The organism is Streptomyces sclerotialus (assembly GCF_040907265.1).
In the GTDB taxonomy this organism is placed as follows: Bacteria; Actinomycetota; Actinomycetes; order Streptomycetales; family Streptomycetaceae; genus Streptomyces; species Streptomyces sclerotialus.
On the sequence record NZ_JBFOHP010000002.1, the window covers coordinates 1,714,340 to 1,737,924 of the forward strand.

Annotated in this window: 22 protein-coding genes; 1 reads left to right on the forward strand and 21 read right to left on the reverse strand. The window is 71.5% G+C overall.

What is annotated here, in order from left to right; translation table 11 throughout:
- Positions 1–212: 212 nt before the first annotated feature.
- From coaBC to pyrR, 12 genes are all read right to left on the reverse strand, one after another.
- On the reverse strand, positions 213–1,421 hold the full coding sequence (coaBC, locus tag AAC944_RS07645; RefSeq protein WP_030610457.1) for a bifunctional phosphopantothenoylcysteine decarboxylase/phosphopantothenate--cysteine ligase CoaBC: 1,209 nt from the start codon (positions 1,419–1,421) through the stop codon (positions 213–215).
- 136 nt (positions 1,422–1,557) lie between these two features.
- Positions 1,558–1,830 carry a DNA-directed RNA polymerase subunit omega gene (rpoZ, locus tag AAC944_RS07650; protein ID WP_030610454.1) on the reverse strand — a complete coding sequence of 91 codons (273 nt, stop codon included), beginning with the start codon at positions 1,828–1,830 and terminating at the stop codon, positions 1,558–1,560.
- Between the two features lie 69 nt (positions 1,831–1,899).
- The gene (gmk, locus tag AAC944_RS07655) at positions 1,900–2,505 is read right to left on the reverse strand and encodes a guanylate kinase (protein WP_037771605.1); all 606 of its coding nucleotides are present in this window, start codon (positions 2,503–2,505) and stop codon (positions 1,900–1,902) included.
- Between the two features lie 38 nt (positions 2,506–2,543).
- Complete coding sequence (locus tag AAC944_RS07660; protein WP_030610449.1) at positions 2,544–2,867, reverse strand: integration host factor; 324 nt, start codon at positions 2,865–2,867, stop codon at positions 2,544–2,546.
- A gap of 225 nt (positions 2,868–3,092) precedes the next feature.
- Complete coding sequence (gene pyrF / locus AAC944_RS07665; protein ID WP_030610446.1) at positions 3,093–3,953, reverse strand: orotidine-5'-phosphate decarboxylase; 861 nt, start codon at positions 3,951–3,953, stop codon at positions 3,093–3,095.
- On the reverse strand, positions 3,950–5,059 hold the full coding sequence (locus AAC944_RS07670; protein ID WP_030610443.1) for a quinone-dependent dihydroorotate dehydrogenase: 1,110 nt from the start codon (positions 5,057–5,059) through the stop codon (positions 3,950–3,952). The genes pyrF and AAC944_RS07670 overlap by 4 nt, the downstream gene beginning before the upstream one ends.
- A 63-nt stretch (positions 5,060–5,122) precedes the next feature.
- Positions 5,123–8,431, reverse strand: a complete 3,309-nt coding sequence (gene carB / locus AAC944_RS07675) for a carbamoyl-phosphate synthase large subunit (protein WP_030610441.1) — start codon at positions 8,429–8,431, stop codon at positions 5,123–5,125.
- On the reverse strand, positions 8,424–9,566 hold the full coding sequence (gene carA, locus AAC944_RS07680) for a glutamine-hydrolyzing carbamoyl-phosphate synthase small subunit (RefSeq protein WP_030610438.1): 1,143 nt from the start codon (positions 9,564–9,566) through the stop codon (positions 8,424–8,426). The genes carB and carA overlap by 8 nt, the downstream gene beginning before the upstream one ends.
- Positions 9,563–10,144, reverse strand: a complete 582-nt coding sequence (locus AAC944_RS07685; protein ID WP_030610436.1) for a PH-like domain-containing protein — start codon at positions 10,142–10,144, stop codon at positions 9,563–9,565. Before AAC944_RS07685 ends, carA begins: the two co-directional genes overlap by 4 nt.
- Positions 10,141–11,427 (reverse strand): dihydroorotase, encoded by a 1,287-nt coding sequence (locus AAC944_RS07690; RefSeq protein ID WP_030610433.1) that lies wholly within the window; start codon positions 11,425–11,427, stop codon positions 10,141–10,143. The genes AAC944_RS07685 and AAC944_RS07690 overlap by 4 nt, the downstream gene beginning before the upstream one ends.
- 2 nt (positions 11,428–11,429) lie before the next feature.
- Positions 11,430–12,422: an aspartate carbamoyltransferase catalytic subunit gene (locus AAC944_RS07695; protein ID WP_030610431.1), complete on the reverse strand. Its 993-nt coding sequence runs from the start codon at positions 12,420–12,422 to the stop codon at positions 11,430–11,432.
- 91 nt (positions 12,423–12,513) lie between these two features.
- A complete protein-coding gene (gene pyrR / locus AAC944_RS07700) occupies positions 12,514–13,104 on the reverse strand; it encodes a bifunctional pyr operon transcriptional regulator/uracil phosphoribosyltransferase PyrR (RefSeq protein WP_030610429.1) in 591 nt (196 codons plus the stop codon).
- 221 nt (positions 13,105–13,325) lie between these two features.
- Between pyrR and bldD the strand changes: the two genes are divergently transcribed.
- Positions 13,326–13,826 (forward strand): transcriptional regulator BldD, encoded by a 501-nt coding sequence (bldD, locus tag AAC944_RS07705; protein WP_030610427.1) that lies wholly within the window; start codon positions 13,326–13,328, stop codon positions 13,824–13,826.
- 810 nt (positions 13,827–14,636) lie between these two features.
- On the opposite strand, the gene nusB is transcribed toward bldD, so the two are convergent.
- From nusB to mltG, 9 genes are all read right to left on the reverse strand, one after another.
- Complete coding sequence (gene nusB / locus AAC944_RS07715; protein WP_030610424.1) at positions 14,637–15,065, reverse strand: transcription antitermination factor NusB; 429 nt, start codon at positions 15,063–15,065, stop codon at positions 14,637–14,639.
- Positions 15,066–15,067: 2 nt separating this feature from the next.
- The gene (gene efp / locus AAC944_RS07720) at positions 15,068–15,634 is read right to left on the reverse strand and encodes an elongation factor P (RefSeq protein ID WP_030610421.1); all 567 of its coding nucleotides are present in this window, start codon (positions 15,632–15,634) and stop codon (positions 15,068–15,070) included.
- Positions 15,635–15,702: 68 nt separating this feature from the next.
- Positions 15,703–16,821, reverse strand: coding sequence for an aminopeptidase P family protein (locus AAC944_RS07725; RefSeq protein WP_438272815.1), 1,119 nt, complete (start codon positions 16,819–16,821; stop codon positions 15,703–15,705).
- A gap of 135 nt (positions 16,822–16,956) precedes the next feature.
- The gene (locus AAC944_RS07730) at positions 16,957–17,856 is read right to left on the reverse strand and encodes an AAA family ATPase (protein ID WP_030610415.1); all 900 of its coding nucleotides are present in this window, start codon (positions 17,854–17,856) and stop codon (positions 16,957–16,959) included.
- 114 nt (positions 17,857–17,970) lie between these two features.
- On the reverse strand, positions 17,971–19,062 hold the full coding sequence (gene aroB, locus AAC944_RS07735; protein WP_030610413.1) for a 3-dehydroquinate synthase: 1,092 nt from the start codon (positions 19,060–19,062) through the stop codon (positions 17,971–17,973).
- The gene (locus AAC944_RS07740) at positions 19,059–19,616 is read right to left on the reverse strand and encodes a shikimate kinase (RefSeq protein WP_368397252.1); all 558 of its coding nucleotides are present in this window, start codon (positions 19,614–19,616) and stop codon (positions 19,059–19,061) included. The genes aroB and AAC944_RS07740 overlap by 4 nt, the downstream gene beginning before the upstream one ends.
- Positions 19,617–19,624: 8 nt before the next feature.
- The gene (gene aroC, locus AAC944_RS07745) at positions 19,625–20,809 is read right to left on the reverse strand and encodes a chorismate synthase (protein ID WP_368396999.1); all 1,185 of its coding nucleotides are present in this window, start codon (positions 20,807–20,809) and stop codon (positions 19,625–19,627) included.
- Positions 20,810–20,919: 110 nt separating this feature from the next.
- Positions 20,920–21,753, reverse strand: coding sequence for a shikimate dehydrogenase (locus tag AAC944_RS07750; protein WP_030616016.1), 834 nt, complete (start codon positions 21,751–21,753; stop codon positions 20,920–20,922).
- Between the two features lie 57 nt (positions 21,754–21,810).
- Positions 21,811–23,502 carry an endolytic transglycosylase MltG gene (mltG, locus tag AAC944_RS07755; RefSeq protein ID WP_030616019.1) on the reverse strand — a complete coding sequence of 564 codons (1,692 nt, stop codon included), beginning with the start codon at positions 23,500–23,502 and terminating at the stop codon, positions 21,811–21,813.
- Positions 23,503–23,585: the final 83 nt, after the last annotated feature.

Genomic DNA, 23,585 nt, shown 5'->3' on the forward strand with positions numbered 1-23,585 from the left:
GTCTGATCATTGACGGACCGGCCGAGAGCTGCGCTCGGCGCGATCCACGGCCAGTTTATCGGTCAGGCACCACGTTCGGGCACGCAGTCTCGTTCTGTGGATGCGCCGTGACCAGGGACACCCTGCCATCCGGATCTCGAGGACCGCTCAACGGCAGGCCACGACAAGGGTTTTTGCCGTGGCCCATGGGTCGGGACGGACTCGTCGAACGATCAGGAAATTCGCTCGGCGACCAGGTCCCAGACCGTGTCGGCCAGCGCCTCCTTGGGCCCGTGGGGCACCGGGGTCTCCGTGCCGTCGGCGGCCAGCACGACCGCCTCGTTCTCGGCCGAACCGAAGGTCCTGTGCTCCCCGACCTCGTTGACGACCAGCAGGTCACAGCCCTTGCGGGCGAGCTTCCTGCGCCCGTTCTCCAGGACGTCGTCGGTCTCGGCGGCAAATCCGACGACGATTTGTCCGGGACGCGCCCGGTCGGCCGAGATCTCCGCGAGAATGTCCGGATTGCGGACCAGGTCGAGCGGCGGCTGCTCCACGTCGTCCCGCTTCTTGATCTTTCCGGTGGCGTACTGCGCCGGACGGAAGTCGGCCACGGCCGCCGCCATGACCACCGCGTCCGCGTCGGCCGCCGCCTTCAGCACCGCCTCGCGCAGCTGCACGGCCGTCCCGATACGGACGACGTCCACGCCCGCCGGGTCCGGCAGCCCGGTCTCCGCCGCGACCAGCGTGACCCGGGCGCCGCGCGCCACCGCCGTACGGGCGAGCGCGTAGCCCTGCTTCCCCGAGGAGCGGTTGCCCAGGTAGCGGACGGGGTCCAGCGGCTCGCGGGTGCCGCCCGCGCTGATCACGACGTGCCGGCCCGCGAGGTCGGGCGTGACCGCCTCCGGGCCGCGGGCCAGTACCCGGCGGCAGACCTCGAAGATCTCGGCGGGGTCCGGGAAGCGGCCCTTGCCGGTGTCGACGCCGGTCAGCCGGCCCACAGCGGGCTCGATCACGATCGCGCCGCGGCGGCGCAGGGTCGCGACGTTCTCCTGGGTGGCCGGGTGCTCCCACATCTCGGTGTGCATCGCCGGGGCGAAGACCACGGGGCACCGGGCGGTCAGCAGCGTGTTGGTGAGCAGGTCGTCGGCGAGGCCGTGCGCCGCCTTGGCCAGCATGTCGGCCGTACAGGGAGCCACCACGACCAGGTCGGCCCCCTGCCCGATGCGGACGTGCGGCACCTCGTGCACGGACTCCCAGACCTCGGTCGAGGCCGGGTTCCCGGAGAGCGCGGCCCAGGTGGCCTCGCCCACGAAGTGCAGCGCGGAGGCCGTCGGCACCACGCGGACGTCGTGCCCGGACTCGCTCAGCCGCCGCAGCAGCTCGCACGCCTTGTACGCGGCGATCCCGCCGCTGACCCCCAGGACGACCTTGGGCTTGTCCATCGTCTTCGCTGCTCCCCGAGCCAGGGCGCCCATGCGCCGAACGGTTACCCGCACACGGCGGTGTACGTACCCATGACACACCAGGGGCCCGGCAGCACGGCTGCCGGGCCCTCGGTGCGGTACATCTCGCGCGGCCTTACTGGGCCGGGCCCTCCACGGCCTCGGAGGTCAGCAGACCCGCGTTGATCTCGCGCAGCGCGATCGAGAGGGGCTTCTCGTGGACGTGGGTGTCCACCAGGGGGCCGACGTACTCGAGCAGGCCCTCGCCGAGCTGCGAGTAGTACGCGTTGATCTGGCGCGCACGCTTCGCGGCGTAGATCACGAGGCTGTACTTCGAGTCGGTGGCCTCGAGAAGCTCATCAATCGGCGGGTTGATGATGCCCTCGGGCGTGGTGATGGAAGAGGACACTCTCTGCCTTCCGAAGGGTGTGATCAGGGAATTTCCGGAGGAGCCGCGACATCGGGAAGAGCGCGAAGATCATTCTCCGGAGTTATTCAGCATCAAGGCTAGCAGCTCGCGCGAGACGTCCTCGACGGAGGTGTTGACGAGCGTCTCGTCGAACTCCTTCTCCGCCGCCAGCTCGACGCGCGCCGCGGTCAGCCGGCGCTCGATCACCTCGGGCGACTCCGTGCCCCGGCCGGTGAGCCGGCGGACCAGCTCCTCCCAGCTCGGCGGGGCCAGGAAGGTCAGCCGGGCCTCCGGCATGGACTCACGGACCTGCCGGGCGCCCTGCAGGTCGATCTCCAGCAGGACGGGCTCACCGGCCGCCAGGTGGTCCAGGACCGCCTGGCGGGGCGTCCCGTAGCGGTTGCCCGCGAATTCGGCCCACTCCAGCAGCTCGCCGTTGGCGATCAGCTTGTCGAATTCCTCGTCCTCGACGAAGAAGTACTGGACGCCGTGGCGCTCGCCGGGACGCGGCTTACGGGTGGTGGCCGAGACCGAGAGCCATACCTCGGGGTGGACCTTGCGCATATGGGCGACGACCGTGCTCTTGCCGACCCCGGAGGGGCCGGAGAGCACGGTCAGCCGCGGTTGTCTGTCCGGGGATGCCGGGGTCGCCCCCCGGGAGACTGCAGAACTCATACAGCGATTATTTCAGCTTCCCGGGGGTGCCCGGACACTCAGGCAGGCTTGCTGCCGAACTCACGCTCAAGAGCCGCGATCTGGTTGGAGCCGAGGCCGCGGACGCGGCGGCTCTCGGAGATCCCCAGCCGCTCCATGAGCTGCTTGGCACGGACCTTGCCGACGCCGGGCAGGGACTCGAGCAGTGCGGAGACCTTCATCTTGCCGATGACGTCGTTCTCCTGGCCCTGCTTGATGACGTCATGAAGGGAAGCGCCTGAATTCTTGAGCCGATTCTTGACCTCGGCGCGCTCCCGGCGAGCCGCGGCGGCCTTCTCGAGCGCGGCTGCGCGCTGTTCAGGGGTAAGGGGCGGAAGAGCCACGCCTACGTCACCTCGGATGTCGAACTGTCGGATACGGACCGGTGTGGAACCTAGTCGCCCCGCACCTGCGGAGCAACGAACAACGCGCTTGTGCGCGGTGCTCTCGTCGGAGACTAGCGGGCGAGGGCGCCAGAGTCAGCGAGAACAGACGAAAAGTCCTGGTCAGCCTCTACCGACCAGGACATTTCGGGACCAATGGACCGGCAAAAGTGCCGGTGCCTGCCATTAACCGACCGCTGCGGCCACATCCTGGGCGAACCGAGCCGCCGCATCGCGCAGACCTGTGGCGTCCGGACCGTGACGCAGAACACCCCGGCTGACGCTCGGCACCACATTGCGCACGGCGGCACCGAAGACCTTGGGGAGGTCCGCAGGGGTCGCGCCCTGGGCACCGATGCCGGGAGCGAGCAGCGGTCCGTTCACGGCGAGGTCGTACGAGGACAGGTCGCCCAGCGTCGCGCCCACGACCGCGCCGAAGGAGCCCAGGGGCTCGGCACCGGCGTTCTCGGCCTTGAGGTGGGCGAGCACGGTGGCCCCGACGGTCGAGCCGTCGGCCCGTACCGCGTGCTGCACCTCCCGGCCCTCGGGGTTGGAGGTCAGCGCCAGCACGAAGAGGCCGCAGCCGTTCTCCTTGGCCAGCTCCACGGCGGGCTTCAGGGAGCCGTAGCCCAGGTACGGGCTGACGGTGAGCGCGTCGGAGAAGAGCGGGCTGTCCGGGCTGAGGAAGGTGTCGGCGTACGCGGCCATCGTGGAGCCGATGTCACCGCGCTTGGCGTCCATGAGGACCAGCGCGCCCCGCTCCCGGGCTTCGGCGACGGCGGTCTCCAGGACGGCGATGCCCTTGGAGCCGAAGCGCTCGAAGAACGCGGCCTGCGGCTTGAAGACCGCGACGGTCTCGCCCAGCGCCTCGACGACGGTACGGGTGAACCGCGCCAGACCCGCGACGTCATCGTTCAGGCCCCAGTCGGCCAGCAGGGAGGCGTGCGGGTCGATGCCGACGCAGAGCGGCCCGCGCGCGTCCATGGCGCGGCGCAGGCGCGCTCCGAAGGGCTCCGGAGCGCTGCCCTGAGTGTCCTGGGCGGTCATGAGGTCACCTTCTTGTGCTCGGCGCCGACGGCCTCGGCGAGGGTGGCGTACGGGCTGTTGCGCAGGCGTGCTGCCAGGCCCTTGTGGATCGCGCGGCACCAGAAGGGGCCCTCGTAGATGAAGGCGCTGTAGCCCTGCACGAGGGTGGCGCCGGCCAGGATGCGCTGCCAGGCGTCCTCGGCGTTCTCGATGCCGCCGACGCCGATGAGGGTGATGCGGTCGCCGACGCGGGCGTACAGGCGGCGCAGCACCTCCAGGGAGCGCTCCTTGACCGGACGGCCGGAGAGCCCGCCCGTCTCCTGGACGAGCGCGGGGTCGGACTTCAGGCCCAGCCCGTCCCGGGCGATGGTGGTGTTGGTGGCGATGATGCCGTCCAGGCCCAGCTCGACGGCGAGGTCGGCGACCGCGTCGACGTCCTCGTCGGCCAGGTCGGGGGCGATCTTCACCAGGAGGGGGACGCGGCGCCCGGTGACCGTGCGGTCGGCGGCCTCACGCACGGCCGAGAGCAGCGGGCGCAGGTGGTCGACGGCCTGGAGGTTGCGCAGGCCGGGCGTGTTCGGCGAGGAGACGTTGACCACGAGGTAGTCGGCGTGGCCGGCCAGCCGCTCGGTGGAGGTGACGTAGTCGCCGACCGCTTCGTCCTCGGGCACGACCTTGGTCTTGCCGATGTTGACGCCCAGCGTCGTCCGGAAGGCGGCCTTGCGGGCCGCCAGGCGGGCCGCCACGGCCGCGGAGCCCTCGTTGTTGAACCCCATGCGGTTGATGAGCGCGCGGTCCTTCACGAGGCGGAAGAGGCGCTTCTTGGGGTTGCCGGGCTGCGGCTGCGCGGTGACCGTGCCGATCTCGACGTGGTCGAAGCCGAGCATGGTCATGCCGTCGATCGCGACGGCGTTCTTGTCGAAGCCGGCGGCGAGCCCGAAGGGGCCGTGCATGCGGCGCCCGAGGGCCTCGACGCGCAGCTCCTTGTAGCGGGGCGCGAGGACGGCGGCGACGAAGGTCCGCAGGACCGGGATGCGCGCGGCCAGCCGGATCCAGCCGAAGGCCAGGTGATGGGCCTGCTCCGGGTCCATCCGCTTGAAGATCAGGTTGAAGAACAGCTTGTACACAGGAGTGTCCTCATGAAGAGGGGGACACCGGGTGGCCGGTGTCCCCCTCGATCGACGGGCTGCTTAGTCGCGGGCCGCGGTCAGGTGCTCCGCGTGCTCCTGGAGGGAGCGCACGCCCACCTCGCCGCGGGAGACCGCCTCGATGCCCTGGACGGCGGCCGCGAGGGCCTGGACCGTGGTCAGGCAGGGCACGGAGCGGGCCACCGCCGCCGTACGGATGTCGTAGCCGTCGAGGCGGCCACCCGTGCCGTACGGGGTGTTGACGATCAGGTCGACCTGGCCGTCGTGGATGAGCTGGACGATGGTCTTCTCGCCGTTCGGGCCCTCGCCCTCGGACTGCTTGCGCACGACCGTGGCGTTGATGCCGTTGCGGCGCAGCACCTCGGCGGTGCCGGAGGTGGCCAGCAGCTCGAAGCCGTGCTGGACCAGCTCGCGGGCCGGGAAGATCATCGCGCGCTTGTCGCGGTTGGCGACGGAGACGAACGCGCGGCCCTTCGTGGGCAGCGCGCCGTACGCGCCGGCCTGCGACTTGGCGTACGCCGTGCCGAAGACCGAGTCGATGCCCATGACCTCGCCGGTGGAGCGCATCTCCGGGCCGAGGACGGTGTCCACACCGCGGCCCTGCATGTCGCGGAAGCGCGACCAGGGCATCACGGCCTCCTTGACGGAGATCGGCGCGTCCATGGGGAGCGTGCCGCCGTCGCCGGTCTTCGGGAGCATGCCCTCCGCGCGCAGCTCGGCGATGGTCGCGCCCAGCGAGATGCGGGCGGCGGCCTTGGCGAGCGGTACCGCGGTGGCCTTCGAGGTGAAGGGCACCGTACGGGAGGCACGCGGGTTGGCCTCCAGGACGTACAGGATGTCCCCGGCCATCGCGAACTGGATGTTGATCAGGCCGCGGACGCCGACGCCCTTGGCGATGGCCCCCGTGGAGGCGCGCAGCCGCTTGATGTCGAAGCCGCCGAGGGTGATCGGGGGCAGCGCGCAGGCGGAGTCGCCGGAGTGGATGCCGGCCTCCTCGATGTGCTCCATGACGCCGCCGAGGTAGAGCTCCTGGCCGTCGTAGAGCGCGTCGACGTCGATCTCGATGGCGTCGTCGAGGAAGCGGTCGATCAGCACGGGGTGCTGGTCGATGAGGCCCGCGTGCCGCTCCAGGTACTCGCCGAGCGACGGCTCGTCGTAGACGATCTCCATGCCGCGGCCGCCGAGCACGTAGGACGGGCGCACCATGACCGGGTAGCCGATCTCGGCGGCGATCTTCTTGGCGTCGTCGTACGAGAAGGCGGTGCCGTACTTCGGGGCGGGCAGCCCGGCCTCGGTCAGCACCCGGCCGAAGGCGCCGCGCTCCTCGGCGAGGTCGATGGCCTCGGGCGAGGTGCCGACGATCGGCACGCCGTTGTCCTTCAGGGCCTGCGCGAGGCCCAGCGGGGTCTGGCCGCCGAGCTGCACGACGACGCCCGCGACCGGGCCCGCCGCCTGCTCGGCGTGCACGATCTCCAGCACGTCTTCGAGGGTCAGCGGCTCGAAGTACAGGCGGTCGGAGGTGTCGTAGTCCGTGGAGACGGTCTCCGGGTTGCAGTTGACCATCACGGTCTCGTAGCCCGCGTCGCTGAGCGCGAAGGAGGCGTGGACGCAGGAGTAGTCGAACTCGATGCCCTGGCCGATGCGGTTCGGGCCGGAGCCCAGGATGATCACCGCGGGCTTCTCGCGCGGCGCGACCTCGGACTCCTCGTCGTAGGAGGAGTAGAAGTACGGCGTCTTCGCGGCGAACTCGGCGGCGCAGGTGTCGACCGTCTTGTAGACCGGGCGGACGCCGAGCGCGTGCCGGACCTCGCGGACGACGTCCTCGCGCAGCTCGCGGATCTCCGCGATCTGGGCGTCGGAGAAGCCGTGCCGCTTGGCCTCGGCGAGGACCTCGGCGCCGAGCTTGTCGGCGGCCGCGATCTCGTCGGCGGTCTCCTTGATCAGGAAGAGCTGGTCGACGAACCACGGGTCGATCTTCGTGGCGTCGAAGACCTCCTGCGGGGTGGCCCCGGCGCGGATGGCCTGCATGACGGTGTTGATCCGGCCGTCGGTCGGGACCTGCGCCGTGGCCAGCAGCTCGGCCTTGTCACCGGGGTCGCCGGTGAAGGTGAAGGAGCTGCCCTTCTTCTCGGTCGAGCGCAGCGCCTTCTGCATGGCCTCGGTGAAGTTCCGGCCGATGGCCATGGCCTCGCCGACCGACTTCATGGTCGTGGTCAGCGTGGCGTCGGCGGCCGGGAACTTCTCGAACGCGAAGCGCGGCACCTTGACCACGACGTAGTCGAGCGTGGGCTCGAAGGACGCCGGGGTCTTCTCGGTGATGTCGTTGGGGATCTCGTCCAGCGTGTAGCCGACGGCGAGCCGGGCGGCGATCTTGGCGATCGGGAAGCCGGTGGCCTTCGAGGCGAGCGCGGAGGACCGGGAGACGCGCGGGTTCATCTCGATGACGATGACCCGGCCGTCCACGGGGTTGACCGCGAACTGGATGTTGCAGCCGCCGGTGTCCACGCCGACCTCGCGGATGATCGCGATGCCGACGTCGCGCAGCACCTGGTACTCGCGGTCGGTGAGCGTCATCGCCGGGGCGACGGTGATCGAGTCACCGGTGTGCACGCCCATCGGGTCGAAGTTCTCGATGGAGCAGACGACCACGACGTTGTCGTTCTTGTCGCGCATCAGCTCCAGCTCGTACTCCTTCCAGCCGAGGATGGACTCCTCCAGGAGCACCTCGGTGGTCGGGGAGAGCGTGAGGCCGGTGCTGGCCATGCGGCGCAGCTCCTCCTCGTTGTGCGCGAAACCGGAACCGGCGCCGCCCATGGTGAAGGAGGGGCGGACGACGACGGGGTAGCCGCCCAGCTCCTCGACGCCCTTCATGACGTCGTCCATGGAGTGGCAGATGTAGGAGCGCGCGGACTCGCCGTGGCCGATCTTCTTGCGGACCTCCTCCACGACCTCCTTGAACAGGTCGCGGTCCTCGCCCTTGTGGATCGCCGCCACGTTGGCGCCGATCAGCTCGACGCCGTACTTGTCGAGGGTGCCGGCCTCGTGCAGCGAGATCGCGGTGTTCAGCGCGGTCTGGCCGCCGAGGGTGGGCAGCAGCGCGTCGGGGCGCTCCTTGGCGATGATCTTCTCGACGAACTCGGGGGTGATCGGCTCGACGTACGTCGCGTCGGCGATCTCCGGGTCGGTCATGATCGTCGCCGGGTTGGAGTTCACGAGGATGACGCGGAGACCCTCGGACTTCAGGACCCGGCAGGCCTGGGTACCGGAGTAGTCGAACTCGGCGGCCTGGCCGATGACGATCGGGCCGGAGCCGATGACCAGGACGGACTGGATATCGGTGCGCTTAGGCACGCTGGCCCTCCATCAGGCTAACGAAGCGGTCGAACAGGTACGCGGCGTCGTGGGGACCGGCGGCCGCTTCGGGGTGGTACTGGACGCTGAAGGCCGGCTGGTCGAGCAGCTGGAGGCCCTCCACCACGTTGTCGTTCAGGCAGACGTGGGAGACCTCGGCGCGGCCGTAGGGGGTGTCGGAGACCTTGTCGAGCGGGGCGTCCACGGCGAAGCCGTGGTTGTGCGCGGTGACCTCGACCTTGCCGGTGACGCGGTCCTGGACCGGCTGGTTGATGCCGCGGTGGCCGTACTTCAGCTTGAAGGTGCCGAAGCCGAGCGCGCGGCCCAGGATCTGGTTGCCGAAGCAGATGCCGAAGAGCGGGGTCTTCCGCTCCAGGACGCCCTGCATGAGGGCGACCGGGTGGTCGGCGGTGGCGGGGTCGCCGGGGCCGTTCGAGAAGAACACGCCGTCCGGATCGACCGCGTAGACGTCCTCGATCGTGGCGGTCGCGGGCAGGACGTGCACCTCGATGCCGCGCTCGGCCATGCGGTGCGGGGTCATGCCCTTGATGCCCAGGTCGATCGCGGCGACGGTGAACTTCTTCGTGCCGATCGCCGGGACGACGTACGCCTCCTGAGTGGCGACCTCGGCGGAGAGGTTCGCGCCCTTCATCTCGGGGGCCTGGCGGACCTTCTCCAGCAGCGTGCCCTCGTCGGGCAGCGCCTCGCCGGAGAAGATGCCGACGCGCATGGCGCCGCGCTCGCGCAGGTGGCGGGTGAGCGCGCGGGTGTCGACGCCGGAGATACCGACGACGCCCTGGGCGGCCAGCTCGTCGTCCAGGGTGCGGACGGAGCGCCAGTTGGAGGGCGTCCGGGCGGGGTCGCGGACGACGTAGCCGGAGACCCAGATCTTCCTGGACTCGGGGTCCTCGTCGTTGACGCCGGTGTTGCCGATGTGCGGGGCGGTCATGACGACCACCTGGCGGTGGTAGGAGGGGTCGGTCAGGGTCTCCTGGTAGCCGGTCATGCCGGTGGAGAACACCGCCTCGCCGAAGGTCTCCCCCACGGCCCCGTAAGCACGGCCGCGGAAGCTGCGGCCGTCCTCCAGGACGAGTACGGCGGGAACCTTCGCGGTTCCCCTGGTGGAGGTCGTCATCGTTCGGCGCCTTCCGTCGTAGTGATGAACTGGTTCATGGAGTTGATCGCTGCCACCCAGGCGGGGTGCTCGGCCGCCTGGTCCGAGCGGAACCCTGAGTCGAGCAGCTTGTCGCCGTGCGCCCAGGTGATGACGAGCAGGCCGCCTTCCGGCAGAACCTTGCCCGCGATGGCCTTGTCGAGCCGGGCACCGCGCAGCCGATCGGCCGGGACGAAGAAGTCGGCCGCGCCGGGGCGCAGCACGTTCAGCCCCGCGGAACTGAGCGACAGCTCAGCTCGGCTGCGGGTGCCGAGCCCGCGGGCCACGATCCGGTCGAGCCACTGTCCGGCGGTGGTGGAGCCGTGGTACCGGCCGCTCATCGTGAGCCGCGGCTCACCGGGCTCCTCGGGGGCCTGCGGAAGCTCGGGCAGGTCGCCCTGGAGCGTGCCGCGCCACTTCCAGCCCTCGCGCATCAGCCAGTACAGGAGCACCACGAAGAGCAGCAGGCCGACGACCCAGCCGATCCGCGCGGGCCAGTTGGTGACCTCTGCCGACTCCTTCGCGGCGGCCAGAGAGATCAAGGTCAGATGAGGTGTCACGCCAGCTTCCCGTCCACGACCGTTGCCCGGCCCCGCAGGAAGGTGTGCGTGACGCGGCCCGGCAGCTCGCGGCCCTCGTACGGGGTGTTCCGGCTGCGGGAGGCGAACCCTGCGGGGTCCACAGCTCCACGGTAAGCGGAATCGACCAGGGTGAGGTTGGCGGGCTCGCCTGCCGAGACGGGACGGCCGTGGCCCGCGAGGCGGCCGATGGCCGCGGGGCGGACCGACATCCGGTCGGCGACCTGCGCCCAGTCCAGCAGGCCGGTGTCGACCATCGTGTGCTGGATCACGGACAGGGCGGTCTCCAGGCCGACCATGCCCATGGCCGCCGCGCCCCACTCGCAGTCCTTGTCCTCGTGCGGGTGCGGGGCGTGGTCGGTGGCGACGATGTCGATCGTGCCGTCCGCCAGCGCCTCGCGCAGCGCCATGACGTCGCGCTCGGTGCGCAGCGGCGGGTTGACCTTGTAGACCGGGTTGTACGTGCGCACCAGCTCGTCGGTGAGGAGGAGGTGGTGCGGGGTGACCTCGGCGGTCACGTCGATGCCGCGGGACTTGGCCCAGCGGACGATCTCGACGGAGCCGGCGGTGGAGAGGTGGCAGATGTGCACACGGGAGCCGACGTGCTCGGCGAGGAGGACGTCGCGGGCGATGATCGACTCCTCGGCGACGGCCGGCCAGCCGCCCAGCCCCAGCTCGGCGGAGACGACGCCCTCGTTCATCTGGGCGCCCTCGGTGAGGCGCGGCTCCTGGGCGTGCTGGGCGACGACGCCGTCGAAGGCCTTCACGTACTCCAGGGCACGGCGCATGATCACCGCGTCGTCGACGCACTTGCCGTCGTCGGAGAAGACCCGGACGTTGGCGGCGGAGTCGTGCATGGCGCCCAGCTCGGCGAGCTTCTTGCCCTCCAGGCCGACCGTGACGGCGCCGATGGGCTGCACGTCGCAGTAGCCGGACTCCTTGCCGAGCCGCCATACCTGCTCGACGACGCCGGCGGTGTCGGCGACCGGGAAGGTGTTGGCCATGGCGTGCACGGCGGTGAAGCCGCCGACCGCCGCGGCCTTCGTACCGGTCAGGACCGTCTCGGAGTCCTCGCGGCCCGGCTCGCGCAGGTGGGTGTGGAGGTCGACCAGGCCCGGCAGCAGGATCTTGCCGTCGGCCTCGATGACCTCGGCGCCCTCGGCGCTGAGCCCGTTCCCCACCTCGGCGATGGTCTCGCCGTCGATCAGCACGTCCTGCGGCTCGCCGCCGAGGACCTTCGCGCCGCGGATAAGGATCTTGCCCATGGTTACTTGCTCTCCTCGGTGCGAGTGGTGCCGGTCGTGCTGGTGGTGGGGGTGGAGAGGGCGGGCTCGTTGCCGCCCAGCAGCAGGTACATGACCGCCATGCGGATGCTGACGCCGTTGGTGACCTGCTCCACGGCGGTGCAGCGCGGCGAGTCGGCGACCTCGGCGGTGATCTCCATGCCGCGGTTCATCGGGCCGGGGTGCATCACGACGGCGTGCTCGGGCATCCGGGCCATCCGGTCGCCGTCCAGGCCGTACCGGCGGGCGTACTCGCGCTCGGTCGGGAAGAACGCGGCGTTCATCCGCTCGCGCTGGACGCGCAGCATCATGACCGCGTCGGACTTGGCGACCACGGCGTCCAGGTCGTAGGAGACCTCGCACGGCCAGGTCTCGACGCCGACCGGGACGAGGGTGGGCGGCGCGACGAGCGTGACCTCGGCGCCCAGCGTCGTCAGCAGGTGGACGTTGGAGCGGGCGACGCGGCTGTGCAGGATGTCGCCGACGATGGTGATGCGGCGGCCGTTCAGGTCGCCCTCGCCGCCCGCCAGCCGGCGGCGCATCGTGAAGGCGTCCAGCAGGGCCTGGGTGGGGTGCTCGTGGGTGCCGTCACCGGCGTTGATCACCGAGCCGCCGATCCAGCCGGAGGTGGCCAGGCGGTGCGGCGCGCCGGAGTCGTGGTGCCGTATGACGACGGCGTCGGCGCCCATCGCCTCCAGGGTCAGCGCGGTGTCCTTCAGCGACTCGCCCTTGGAGACGGACGAGCCCTTGGCGGAGAAGTTGATGACGTCCGCGGAGAGGCGCTTGGCGGCCGCCTCGAAGGAGATGCGGGTGCGGGTGGAGTCCTCGAAGAAGAGGTTGACGACGGTGCGCCCGCGCAGGGTGGGCAGCTTCTTGATCGGCCGGTCGGCGACCCGGGCCATCTCCTCGGCGGTGTCGAGGATCAGGACGGCGTCGTCGCGTGAGAGATCGGCGGCCGAGATGAGGTGACGCTTCATCCGGTTTCTCCGTGAGTGAGGCAGGTATGCGGGAATGTCCGTCGAGCGGGCATGGGTACGCGCCCGGGCACACCGGGGCGTACGGGAGGGCTCAGCGCTCGGCGGTCTGTGCGGCCTGAGCCTGCTTGTCCTGCTTCACACCGAGCAGCACGGCGTCCCGGCCGTCCTCCTCGGCGAGCTGGACCTTGACCGTCTCCCGCAGCGACGTGGGGAGGTTCTTGCCGACGTAGTCGGCGCGGATCGGCAGCTCGCGGTGGCCACGGTCGACCAGGACGGCGAGCTGCACGGCACGCGGCCGGCCGATGTCGTTCAGGGCGTCCAGGGCCGCGCGGATCGTGCGGCCCGAGAAGAGCACGTCGTCGACGAGGAGGACCACGCGGCCCTCGATGCCGTCACCGGGGATGTCGGTACGCGCGAGCGTACGGGCGGGGCCCAGACGCAGGTCGTCGCGGTACATCGTGATGTCGAGCGAGCCGACGGGGACCGCGCGGCCGGTGATCTCTTCGAGCTTGGCGGCGAGCCGGCGGGCGAGGAAGACGCCACGGGTGGGAATGCCGAGCAGGACCACATCCTCGGCGCCCTTGGCGCGCTCCACGATCTCGTGGGCGATGCGGGTCAGCATCCGCGCGATGTCCGGGCCTTCCAGAACGGGGCGCGCCGGAGTCGCAGGGTTTACGTCCATACGAAACGGACCTCCTTCTCCGCCTCACGGGACGGACCTTAAAGGACGTCGGATTTACCGCATTCACGGTACCAGGGGCCCGGACATCGGCCGTAAGCACCCCTGCCGGTACACGGTATGCCTCATTCGGCTTGACGAAGCCAAATTACGCTGCGTAACTCACAGTGAGTTACCAGCCGCGCGGCCGAGCCGCATATCGAGACAGCTGTCTGGGGAGCTTTATGTCCAGCGAATACGCTAAACAGCTCGGGGCCAAGCTCCGCGCCATCCGCACCCAGCAGGGCCTCTCCCTCCACGGTGTCGAGGAGAAGTCCCAGGGCCGCTGGAAGGCCGTGGTAGTGGGCTCGTACGAGCGCGGCGACCGTGCCGTGACCGTGCAGCGCCTGGCCGAGCTCGCCGACTTCTACGGCGTGCCGGTCCAGGAGCTCCTTCCGGGCACGACCCCGGGCGGCGCCGCCGAGCCGCCGCCGAAGCTGGTGCTGGACCTGGAGCGGCTCGCCCACGTCCCGCAGGAGAAGGCCGGCCCGCTGCAGCGCTACGCCGCGACGATCCAGAGCCAGCGCGGTGACTACAACGGCAAGGTGCTCTCCATCCGCCAGGACGACCTGCGCACGCTCGCGGTCATCTACGACCAGTCCCCCTCGGTCCTCACCGAGCAGCTGATCAGCTGGGGCGTCCTGGACGCCGACGCGCGCCGCGCGGTCCAGCACGAGGACATCTGAGTCCTCCGCCCGTAAGCAGAAACGAAACGCCTCGGTACGGGAGCGACAGCTCCCGCGCCGGGGCGTTGTCGCGTCCGGGCGGGCTCCCACTCCGCCGCTGGCCGGGGCGGCCGCCACGGCCAGCGGCTCCGGGCTCACCACCGCGGGACCGTCCTCGCGAGCCCGCCGTACCGCCGCCACCGCGACGAGCAGGTCGTCCGGCGGGCCCGAGGACACGCGCAGGCCGTCGAGGGCCCCCGACGCCGCGTACCAGGGCCGCCCGTCGCCCCGTACACCCGTCGCGCCGGCTCCGTGCAGCCCTCGGGACCGATGTGCCGCAGGACCGGCGCAGCCCCACGACCAGCGCCGTGCGGCCGGTGAGCGCCGCGGCGACGTCCGCAGGGCGCAGCCGGTAGCCGACGGGGTCGACGGGGACGGTTACTGCGCGCAGTCCGAAGAGCGTCGCGGCCTCGTGGAAGGCGGCGTGCGCCGTCTCGGGGAGGAGCACTTCGGGCGCGCTGACCCCGCGCGTACGACGGGCGCGCTCACGCGCCGTGAACACGGCCAGGAGGCAGCTCCCCGGGCCGCCTCTGATCGCGCCACGACGCCCGGTAAGGCCGTCATGTCCAGGCCGGGGTCCGGACGGGCGAGGAGGGGGCCGGCGGCTCGGCGTGCGACAGATTCGGACATCCGGCCGAACGTAGGGCGGGCCCCGCAACGGCACCGCCGGCCGAACGTAGCGCGGCCCCGCAACGGCACCGGGCCCGGAGACGGAAGGAATTCCTTCCGTCTCCGGGCCCGGTGGATGCGTGCGGAGCCTCGGCGCGGGCGTCAGGCCCGGCGCAGGCTCGGCTTGAGGTCCTTCAGACGGCCGAGCATGCCGTTCACGAAGGACGGCGAGTCGTCGGTGGAGAACTCCTTGGCCAGCTGCACGGCCTCGTCGATCACGACCGCGTCCGGAGTCTCGTCCACCCAGATCAGCTCGTAGGCGCCGAGCCGCAGGATGTTGCGGTCGACGACCGGCATCCGGTCGAGCGTCCAGCCGACCGCGTACTGCGCGATCAGCTCGTCGATGCGCCCGACGTGGTCCGCGTACCCCTCGACAAGCTCAAGGGTGTACTCGTTGACCGGGGGCTGCCGGGGATCGGTCCGGGCGTGCCGCATCCAGTCCGCGAGCACGGTCTGCACGTCGGCGCCGCGCTGGTCGGCCTCGAAGAGGATCTGGAAGGCGCGCTTGCGGGCCTTGTTACGGGCGGCCACGGTTAGCTGTTCACCCGACCGAGGTACTCACCGGAGCGGGTGTCGACCTTGATCTTCTCACCCGTGGTGATGAAGAGCGGGACCTGGATCTCGTAGTCGGTCTCCAGCGTGGCGGGCTTGGTGCCGCCGGTGGAGCGGTCGCCCTGGACGCCGGGGTCGGTGTGCTTGATCGTCAGCTCGACCGCGGCCGGCAGCTCGACGTACAGGACCTCGCCGTCGTGCTGCGCCACGACGGCCTCGAAGCCCTCGAGCAGGTAGTTGGCGGCATCGCCGACGACCTTACGGTCGATGTGCAGCTGGTCGTAGGTGTCCATGTCCATGAAGACGAAGTAGTCGCCGTCCATGTACGAGAACTGCATCCCGCGCTTGTCGACGTTGGCCGTCTCGACCTTCACGCCGGCGTTGAAGGTCTTGTCCACCACCTTGCCGGAGAGCACGTTCTTCAGCTTGGTACGGACGAAGGCCGGGCCCTTGCCGGGCTTGACGTGCTGGAACTCGACAACGGACCACAGCTGGCCCCCTTCGAGCTTGAGCACCATGCCGTTCTTGAGGTCGTTCGTGGATGCCACGGTTGCGGTATCTCCTGGACTGCAGGTGGTGGGGACCCGGAGTCCGCACGCTCCGGGCCCGTCAAGGCTCAGAGGGCGAGCAGCTCCTTGGTCGTGATCGTGAGTAGCTCTGGCCCGCCGTCCGCCTCGGGGCGGACGACGAGTGTGTCGTCGATCCGGACACCGCCACGGCCCGGAAGATGAACCCCAGGATCGACGGTGACCGGCACGCAAGCGTCCAGTTTACCCATGGCCGCAGGTGACAGCTGAGGGTCCTCGGCGATTTCGAGCCCTACGCCGTGCCCGGTCCACGGTCCGAGCCCCTCTTCGTGCCCCCCGGAAGCCAGCACCTGACGCGCCGCGCGGTCCACTTCACGGCACTCGACGCCGGGTGCCAGCGCCTCCCTCCCGGCCCTCTGGGCTGCGAAGACGAGCTCGTACAGGTCGATCTGCCAGTCCGCGGGGGTGGTGCCGATGACGAACGTACGGCCGATCTCGCAGCGGTAGCCGCGGTAGTCGGCGCCCAGGCTGACGGTGAGGAAGTCGCCTTCCTCGACCCGCCGGTCGGTGGGCGGATGACCGGGGCGGCCGGAGTGCGGGCCGGTGGCGACGGAGGTGGGGAAGGCGGGCCCGTCCGCGCCGTGGTCGACGAGCCGCCGCTCCAGCTCCAGGGCGAGGTGGCGTTCGGTGCGGCCCACGAGGATCGACTCCAGCAGCTCGCCGAGGGCCTGGTCGGTGATCTCGGCCGCGATCCGCAGGCACGCGATCTCGTCCTGGTCCTTCACCAGCCGCTGCGCCTCCACGGCACAGCCGAGATCCTCCAGACGCAGCTCGGGCGCCACCGAGCGCAGGGCGCGGTGGCGGGCGACGGTGAGGTGGTGCTCCTCCACCGCCAAGGCCTCGGCGCCGGACTTCGCGGCGAGGTCGGCACCGGCCACGGCCGGGTCGCCGGCGTGCGGCGGCAGCAGGCTGACCCGCAGGTCCTCCGCCGGCCGCCCTTCCGACGGATCGCCGGTGGGTGCGCTGGGGCAGAGCAGGGTGTCGCCGCCCTCGTGCAGCAGCAGGGCGGCGCCGCGCGGCGCGCACCCGGTGAGATAGCGGATGTTGGCGGGGCTCGAAACGAGTGCCGCGGCGGTGTCGGTCGCGCCCGCGCCGGTGCCGACCGCGGCATAGCGGTCACGCAACCGGGCGCGTCGGGTTGCGTACATGTCTGGCATGTACCGAGCGTACGGGTGCGCCGGGACTCGCGCGCTTTGAACGCGTCTGTGGGGGTTTCCGGCCCGTCGGCGAGCGGGCGGCCGCGCCACACGGGGCGGCCGCCCGGCACCGGGCCGGTCAGCCCGTCACCAGGCGGGCGGGCTGGCGATGCTGCGGGCCACGACGTCGTCGAGCATCCGGGCCGTGGTGGCGACGTCGTGGCTGGAGTTGTCGATGATCGGCAGGCCCGAGCTGTACCAGCCGGCCATCCGGCCGTGGATACGCGCGACCTCTTCGTCCGTGAGGCGGCGGTTGCCGCTGCGCTGGGCGTTGCGTTCGAGGACGATCTCCAGGCCGGGGAGCAGCACGACGGGCAGCAGCCCCGGGCCCACGTGGCGCTTCCAGCCACCCAGCCCGACGACCGGCCGGTCGGGGAAGACGGCGTCGTCGAGGATGCAGGAGATTCCGTTGGCGAGGAAGTTGCGCGCGGCGAAGCCGCAGGTCCGGCGGGCGAGACGGTACTGCGCCTCGGAGTGGTCGTTCCAGCCCTGCTGGGGGTCGGCGAAACCGGAGCGGACCCATTCGCGTACGTCGTCCAGGCTGATGTGGGCCGTGGGGACGCGGCGGATGTCGGCCCAGTGCCGGGCGACGCTGGTCTTGCCGGCCCCCGCCGGGCCGATGAGCAGCACCGCGACGGCGGTGTGCGCGGCGTCGGGCGCGGCCGTGCCGGGCGGCGGCGTGGGCAGCGCGACGGGGTTGCCCGTGGGCAGCTGGATGTGGCCCGTGGCCTCCGGCCGCGGTGCCTGCGCCTGCTGGTTACCGGCCCAGCCCGCGGGCGCGCCCTGCGGCGGGGGCGGCGGACCGGTCGGCGCGCCCTGCGGCGGAGGGGGCGGACCCGTGGGGGCGCCCTGCGGCCGGGGCGGTGCGGCCGGTGCCGGGGGCCGTTGCGGCCCGGAGGGTATGGAGCGGGCCTGGGGGTCGGCCCAGGCGCCGGCGCTGCCCGGCGAATGAGGCGGTGGCAGCGGAGCCCCCCCTGGGTGCTGCATCCGGTGGCTCTCCGTCTCGTGGGTGAAGTGCGGACGATGGGTCGTACCGAAAGGTACTGCCCCCGGCCGTAGTTGTGGGAACGGCCGGGGGCGGCGGGAAGTGCCCGGCGGGCGTCAGGCGGCGATCTCGGCGTGTGCCGCGAGGAGCATGGCCGGGTCCGGGCCCTCCAGCACGGTCGGCTTGGCCAGCCCGTCCAGCACGATGAAGCGCAGCAGGTCGCCGCGGGACTTCTTGTCGACCTTCATCGTCTCCAGCAGCTTGGGCCACTGGTCGCCGCGGTAGGTCAGCGGCAGCCCGACGGAGCCGAGGACGGCGCGGTGCCGGTCGGCGGTCGCGTCGTCCAGCCGCCCGGCGATCCGGCCCAGTTCGGCGGCGAAGACCATGCCCACCGAGACGGCCGCGCCGTGCCGCCAGTTGTACCGCTCGTTCTTCTCGATGGCGTGCGCGAGCGTGTGGCCGTAGTTGAGGATCTCCCGCAGGCCCGACTCCTTGAGGTCGGAGGAGACCACCTCGGCCTTGACGCGGATGGCGCGCTCGATCAGCTCGGCGGTGTGCGGCCCGTCGGGGCGCTTCGCGCCCTCGGGGTCGCCCTCGATCAGCTCCAGGATGGCCGGGTCGGCGATGAAGCCCGCCTTGATGACCTCGGCCAGGCCCGAGACGTAGTCGTGCACCGGCAGCGAGTCCAGCGCCGCGAGGTCGCACAGCACACCGGCCGGCGGGTGGAAGGCGCCGACAAGGTTCTTGCCCTCGGCGGTGTTGATGCCGGTCTTGCCGCCCACGGCCGCGTCCACCATGCCCAGCACGGTGGTCGGTACGGCGATCCAGCGCACCCCGCGCAGCCAGGTGGCCGCGACGAAGCCCGCCACGTCGGTGGTGGCGCCGCCGCCGACGCCGACCACGACGTCGGTACGGGTGAAGCCGGTCTGGCCCAGCGCCTTCCAGCAGTACGCCGCGACCTCGGCGGTCTTGGCCTCCTCGGCGTTCGGCAGCTGGATCGCGATGGCCTCGTAGCCCTGGCCTGCGAGGTCCTCGCGCAGCGCCTCACCGGTGGCGGCCAGCGCCTCCGGATGCAGTACGGCGACGCGCTTGGCCTGGTTGCCGATCAGCGCGGGCAGCTCGCCCAGCAGCTGCCGGCCGACCAGCACGTCGTACGGGTCCGAGCCGGCGGTGCCGCCGACGTGGATGCGAGTGGGTGCGTCGGTCATGCGTGGTCCTTCCCGCCGGGGGTCCCGGGGTCGCCCCCGGGGGTCTTCAGCAGCTCCAGGGCGTTCAGCGCGGCGTCGGCGACCTCCTCGGGCGTACGGCCCTCCGTGGACACCACGGCCCGCGCCACCTCCTCGTACAGCGGCCGGCGCTCGGCCATCAGCTCGCGCCAGCGTTGCCGGGGGTTGACGGCCAGCAGCGGGCGCGGCGCGTCCAGACCGACCCGCTTGACGGCCTCGGCCACGCCCATCTCCAGGAAGACGACGGGCCGGCCGGCCAGCAGCTCCCGCGTGGACGCGTCCAGCACGGCGCCGCCGCCCAGCGCGAGCACTCCGGAGTGCTCCTGCACGGCGGCGCGCACCGCCTGCCGTTCCAGCTCGCGGAAGTGCGGCTCGCCCTCGTCGATGAAAATCTCGGAGATCGGCTTGCCCTGGGAGGCGACGATGTCGGCGTCGGTGTCGCGGAAGGCGGTGCCCAGCCGGGCGGCGATCGCCATGCCGGCCGTCGTCTTCCCGACGCCCATCGGACCGACCAGGATGACGGCCGGGCCGGTCACCGGCTCGCTCACCGGATCGCCAGGTTGTCGAGGAACGACTGGACGTTGCGGCGGGTCTCGGCGACGCTGTCGCCGCCGAACTTCTCCGCCACGGCGTCCGCGAGGACCAGCGCCACCATGGCCTCGGCGACGATGCCCGCGGCGGGCACGGCGCACACGTCGGAGCGCTGGTGGTGGGCCTGCGCCGCCTCGCCGGTGGTCACGTCCACGGTGGCCAGGGCGCGCGGCACGGTCGCGATCGGCTTCATCGCGGCGCGGACACGCAGCAGCTCGCCGGTGGTCAGACCGCCCTCGGTACCGCCGGAGCGGCCGGACGCGCGCTTGATCCCCTCATCGGTCGCGAGGATCTCGTCGTGCGCCTGGGAGCCGGGCACGCGGGCCAGGTCGAAGCCGTCGCCGACCTCGACGCCCTTGATCGCCTGGATGCCCATCAGCGCGCCTGCCAGACGGGCGTCCAGGCGCCGGTCCCAGTGGACGTGGCTGCCGAGGCCGACCGGCACGCCGTACGCGAGGACCTCGACGACGCCGCCGAGGGTGTCGCCGTCCTTGTGGGCCTGGTCGATCTCCGCGACCATCGCCTTCGAGGCGTCCTGGTCCAGGCAGCGCACCGGGTCCGCGTCCAGCTTCTCCACGTCGGAGGGCTTGGGGTACACGCCGTAGGGGGCCTTGGCGGCGGCCAGCTCCACGACATGGCTGACGATCTCGATGCCCGCCGTCTCCTTCAGGAAGGAGCGGGCCACCGCGCCCAGCGCCACCCGGGCCGCGGTCTCCCGCGCGGAGGCGCGCTCCAGGATCGGGCGGGCCTCGTCGAAGCCGTACTTCTGCATGCCGGCCAGGTCCGCGTGGCCGGGGCGGGGGCGGGTCAGCGGCGCGTTGCGGGCCAGCTCGGCCAGCTCGGCCTCGTCGACCGGGTCGGCCGCCATGACCTTCTCCCACTTGGGCCACTCGGTGTTGCCCACCATGATCGCGACGGGCGAGCCGAGCGACAGACCGTGCCGCACGCCGCCGAGGAAGGTCACCTCGTCCCGCTCGAACTTCATCCGGGCACCGCGGCCATAGCCGAGCCGGCGACGGGCCAGGGCGTCCGCCACCATGTCCGTGGTAACGGGGACGCCGGCCGGAAGGCCCTCCAGCGTCGCCACCAGTGCGGGGCCGTGCGACTCCCCCGCCGTCAGCCAGCGCAACCTGCTCAACGGTGCTCCTCATGTACTGCGCGTACGGTCTTCCCCTGATCCTCCCACGTCCGGCGCCACGGCCGGCGGCCAGTCCAGCAGACGGAACGGCAGGTGGACGCCGGGGAGGGTCAGCGGGCCGCCAGCGCCGCCTCGCCGGCCTTGCGCATCGCGGCCAGCGGGGCCCGCTCGCAGCCGGTCATCTGCTCGACCTGGAGGACGGCCTGGTGCACCAGGAGGTCCAGGCCGCCGACGACCGCGCCGCCGCGCTCGGACCAGGCGGCGGCCAGGGCGGTGGGCCACGGCTCGTACAGCACGTCGAAGAGGGTGCCGGGCCGGGCCGGTACCGCGGCGGCCAGCGCATCCGTGGCCCCGGCCGGAGTGGTGGCGATGACCAGCGGCGCGTCGAAGGCGGCGGCCGCCTCGTCCCAGGGGGCGGTGCGAACGGCGACGCCCAGCCGCTCGCCCCAGCCGCGCATCTCGTCGGCGCGCGCCTGGCTGCGGACGTACACGGTCACCTCGCCGGTGCAGATCCGGGAGAGCGCGGCGAGCGCCGAGGAGGCGGTGGCGCCCGCGCCGAGGATGGCCGCGTGGCCGACGCTCGTCACGCCGCGCTCGCGCAGCGCCTCCTGGATGCCGGGGATGTCGGTGTTGTCGCCGGTGCGGCGGCCGTCCTCGGTGAAGACCACGGTGTTGACCGCCTCGACGGAGGCCGCGGTCTCGCTGATCCCGTCCAGCAGCGGGATGACCGCACGCTTGAGCGGCATGGTCAGCGACAGGCCCGCCCACTCGGCGTCGTCCAGCTCCGCCAGGAAGCCGGGCAGGGCCGCCTCGTCGACCTCGAAGCGGCCGTACTCCCGGCCGGCCAGGCCCAGTTCCTCGTACGCGGCACGGTGCAGCACCGGCGACAGCGAATGGGCGATGGGCGATCCGAGGACCGCCGCCTTGTGGTGGGTTCCTGACACGGGTACTGCCCTCAGCCGTTCTCTCACGCGTCCTGCCCTGGCGGGTCGCCAGGGGTGCTAGCGGGTCTTGTTGAATTCCGCGACGAGCTTCTCGTGCTCGGCGTAGGTCTTGGCGAACTTCGTCTTCCCGTTGATGGCGACGAAGTAGTACCAGCCGTCGTCGGTCGGGTTGACCGCGGCCTTGAGCGCGTCCTCGCCCGGATTTCCGATCGGCCCCGGCGGCAGCCCCTTGTAGTAGTACGTGTTGTAGGGGTTGTCGTAGTTCTTGATGGCGCTGATCGGAATGTCGAGTTCGCTCTGGTTCTTGATGTAGTTGTACGTCGAGTCGAATTCGAGCTTGCCGTAGGTTTCGGTGTTGCCGGTGTCCAGGCGGTTGTAGATGACCTCGGCCATCTTGCGGAAGTCGTCGTGGCTGGTGCCTTCGGCCTGGGTGAGGCTGGCGACCGTGACGAGCTGGAGCGGCGAGGTGAGCCCGAATTTCTTCGCGTTCGCCGCGAGGTCGTAGCGGGCGTAATTCTGTTTCGCCCGCGCGACCATCTGCTTGAGGACGTCGACCGGCTTCGTGTGGTCGCCGACCTCGTAACGCGAGGGGTACAGGAAGCCTTCCAGCGGGTCCTTTATGTCGGGGTCGTCGTCCGCCCAGGACGGCAGGCCGAGGTTCTTCGCCTCGCTCGCGGCGACGCCCTTGGTCGTACCGGCCTTCAGCCCGAGCTTCTTGTCGATGGCGGAGTAGACCGCCACCGCACGCGAGCCCTCCGGGATGGTCAGGCTGTTGCGGCTCTTCGGGCTGAGCATCAGTTCGACGGCCGAGGCCGCCGACATCTCCTTGCGCAGCGTGTAGACGCCGGGCTGGAGGCCCGCCTCGGCCTTGGGATTCTCGGTGACCGCTGCGGTGAACGCGTCGGCGCTCTTGACCACGCCTTCCTTCTTGAGCAGCAGCCCCATCTGGAGCACGGGCGAGCCGTCCGGGATCTCCACCTGGACGCTGCCGGTGCCCTCGCCGTCGAAGTCCGGCGGCGGCGCGAAGCGGTCGTAGGCGAGGTAGCCGCCGCCGGCGATCACCGCGAGGACGACGACCGCCGCGACCGCGCGGCCACGCCGCTTCGGGCGCTGGTCCTTGCCGCGGCGCTCCCGCACCGGCCGGCGCTTCCCGCGCGGCGCGGCCTCCTCGTCGGGGTCCGCTTCCGCGTCGCCGCCGGAGAAGAAGGCATGGTCCGGCTCCGGCTCGGGCCGGGCCGGCTCCTCCTGCCAGGCCGCGTCGTGCCCCGCCCCCTGCCAGTCGTCACCCTGCGGGCCGCCGGGCACGGCGGGCATGGGGGCCGTCTGGTCGTGCCGCACCGGCTGGTGCTGCTGCGGGTGCGGTGCCGGGTAGCCGTCGGGCGTGCCGTAGTGGTCCGGCACCCCGGCGCCGTACGGATCGGGCTGCTGCCCGTACGGGTCGGGCTGGTGGCCGTACGGGTCCGCCTGGTGGCCGTACGGGTCGTAGGGCGCGCCGCCGGCCTGCCCGGCCTGTCCGCCGCCCTGTCCGTACGGGTCGTACTGCTGCGGGTGCGCGTACTGCTGGTGCTCGTACTGGTGCTGCTGCGGGCCGGGGGCGCCGCCCCAGCCCGGCTGCTGCCCCGCGTAGGGGTCCTGGTTCCCGTAGGAAGCCTGGCCGCCGTAGGCACCCTGCTCGCCGTAGGACTCTCCGTAGAGAGGGTCCTCGGGGTGCCACGGTTCGGAGCCGTGGCCCCGGCCATACTCAGTCATCGATCCCCTAGAGCCGCGAGGCGGTGCGCTCCGTGGTCGGCAGCGCTGCTGACGTACTGACCGCCTCTTCTTGCGCGCGCCCC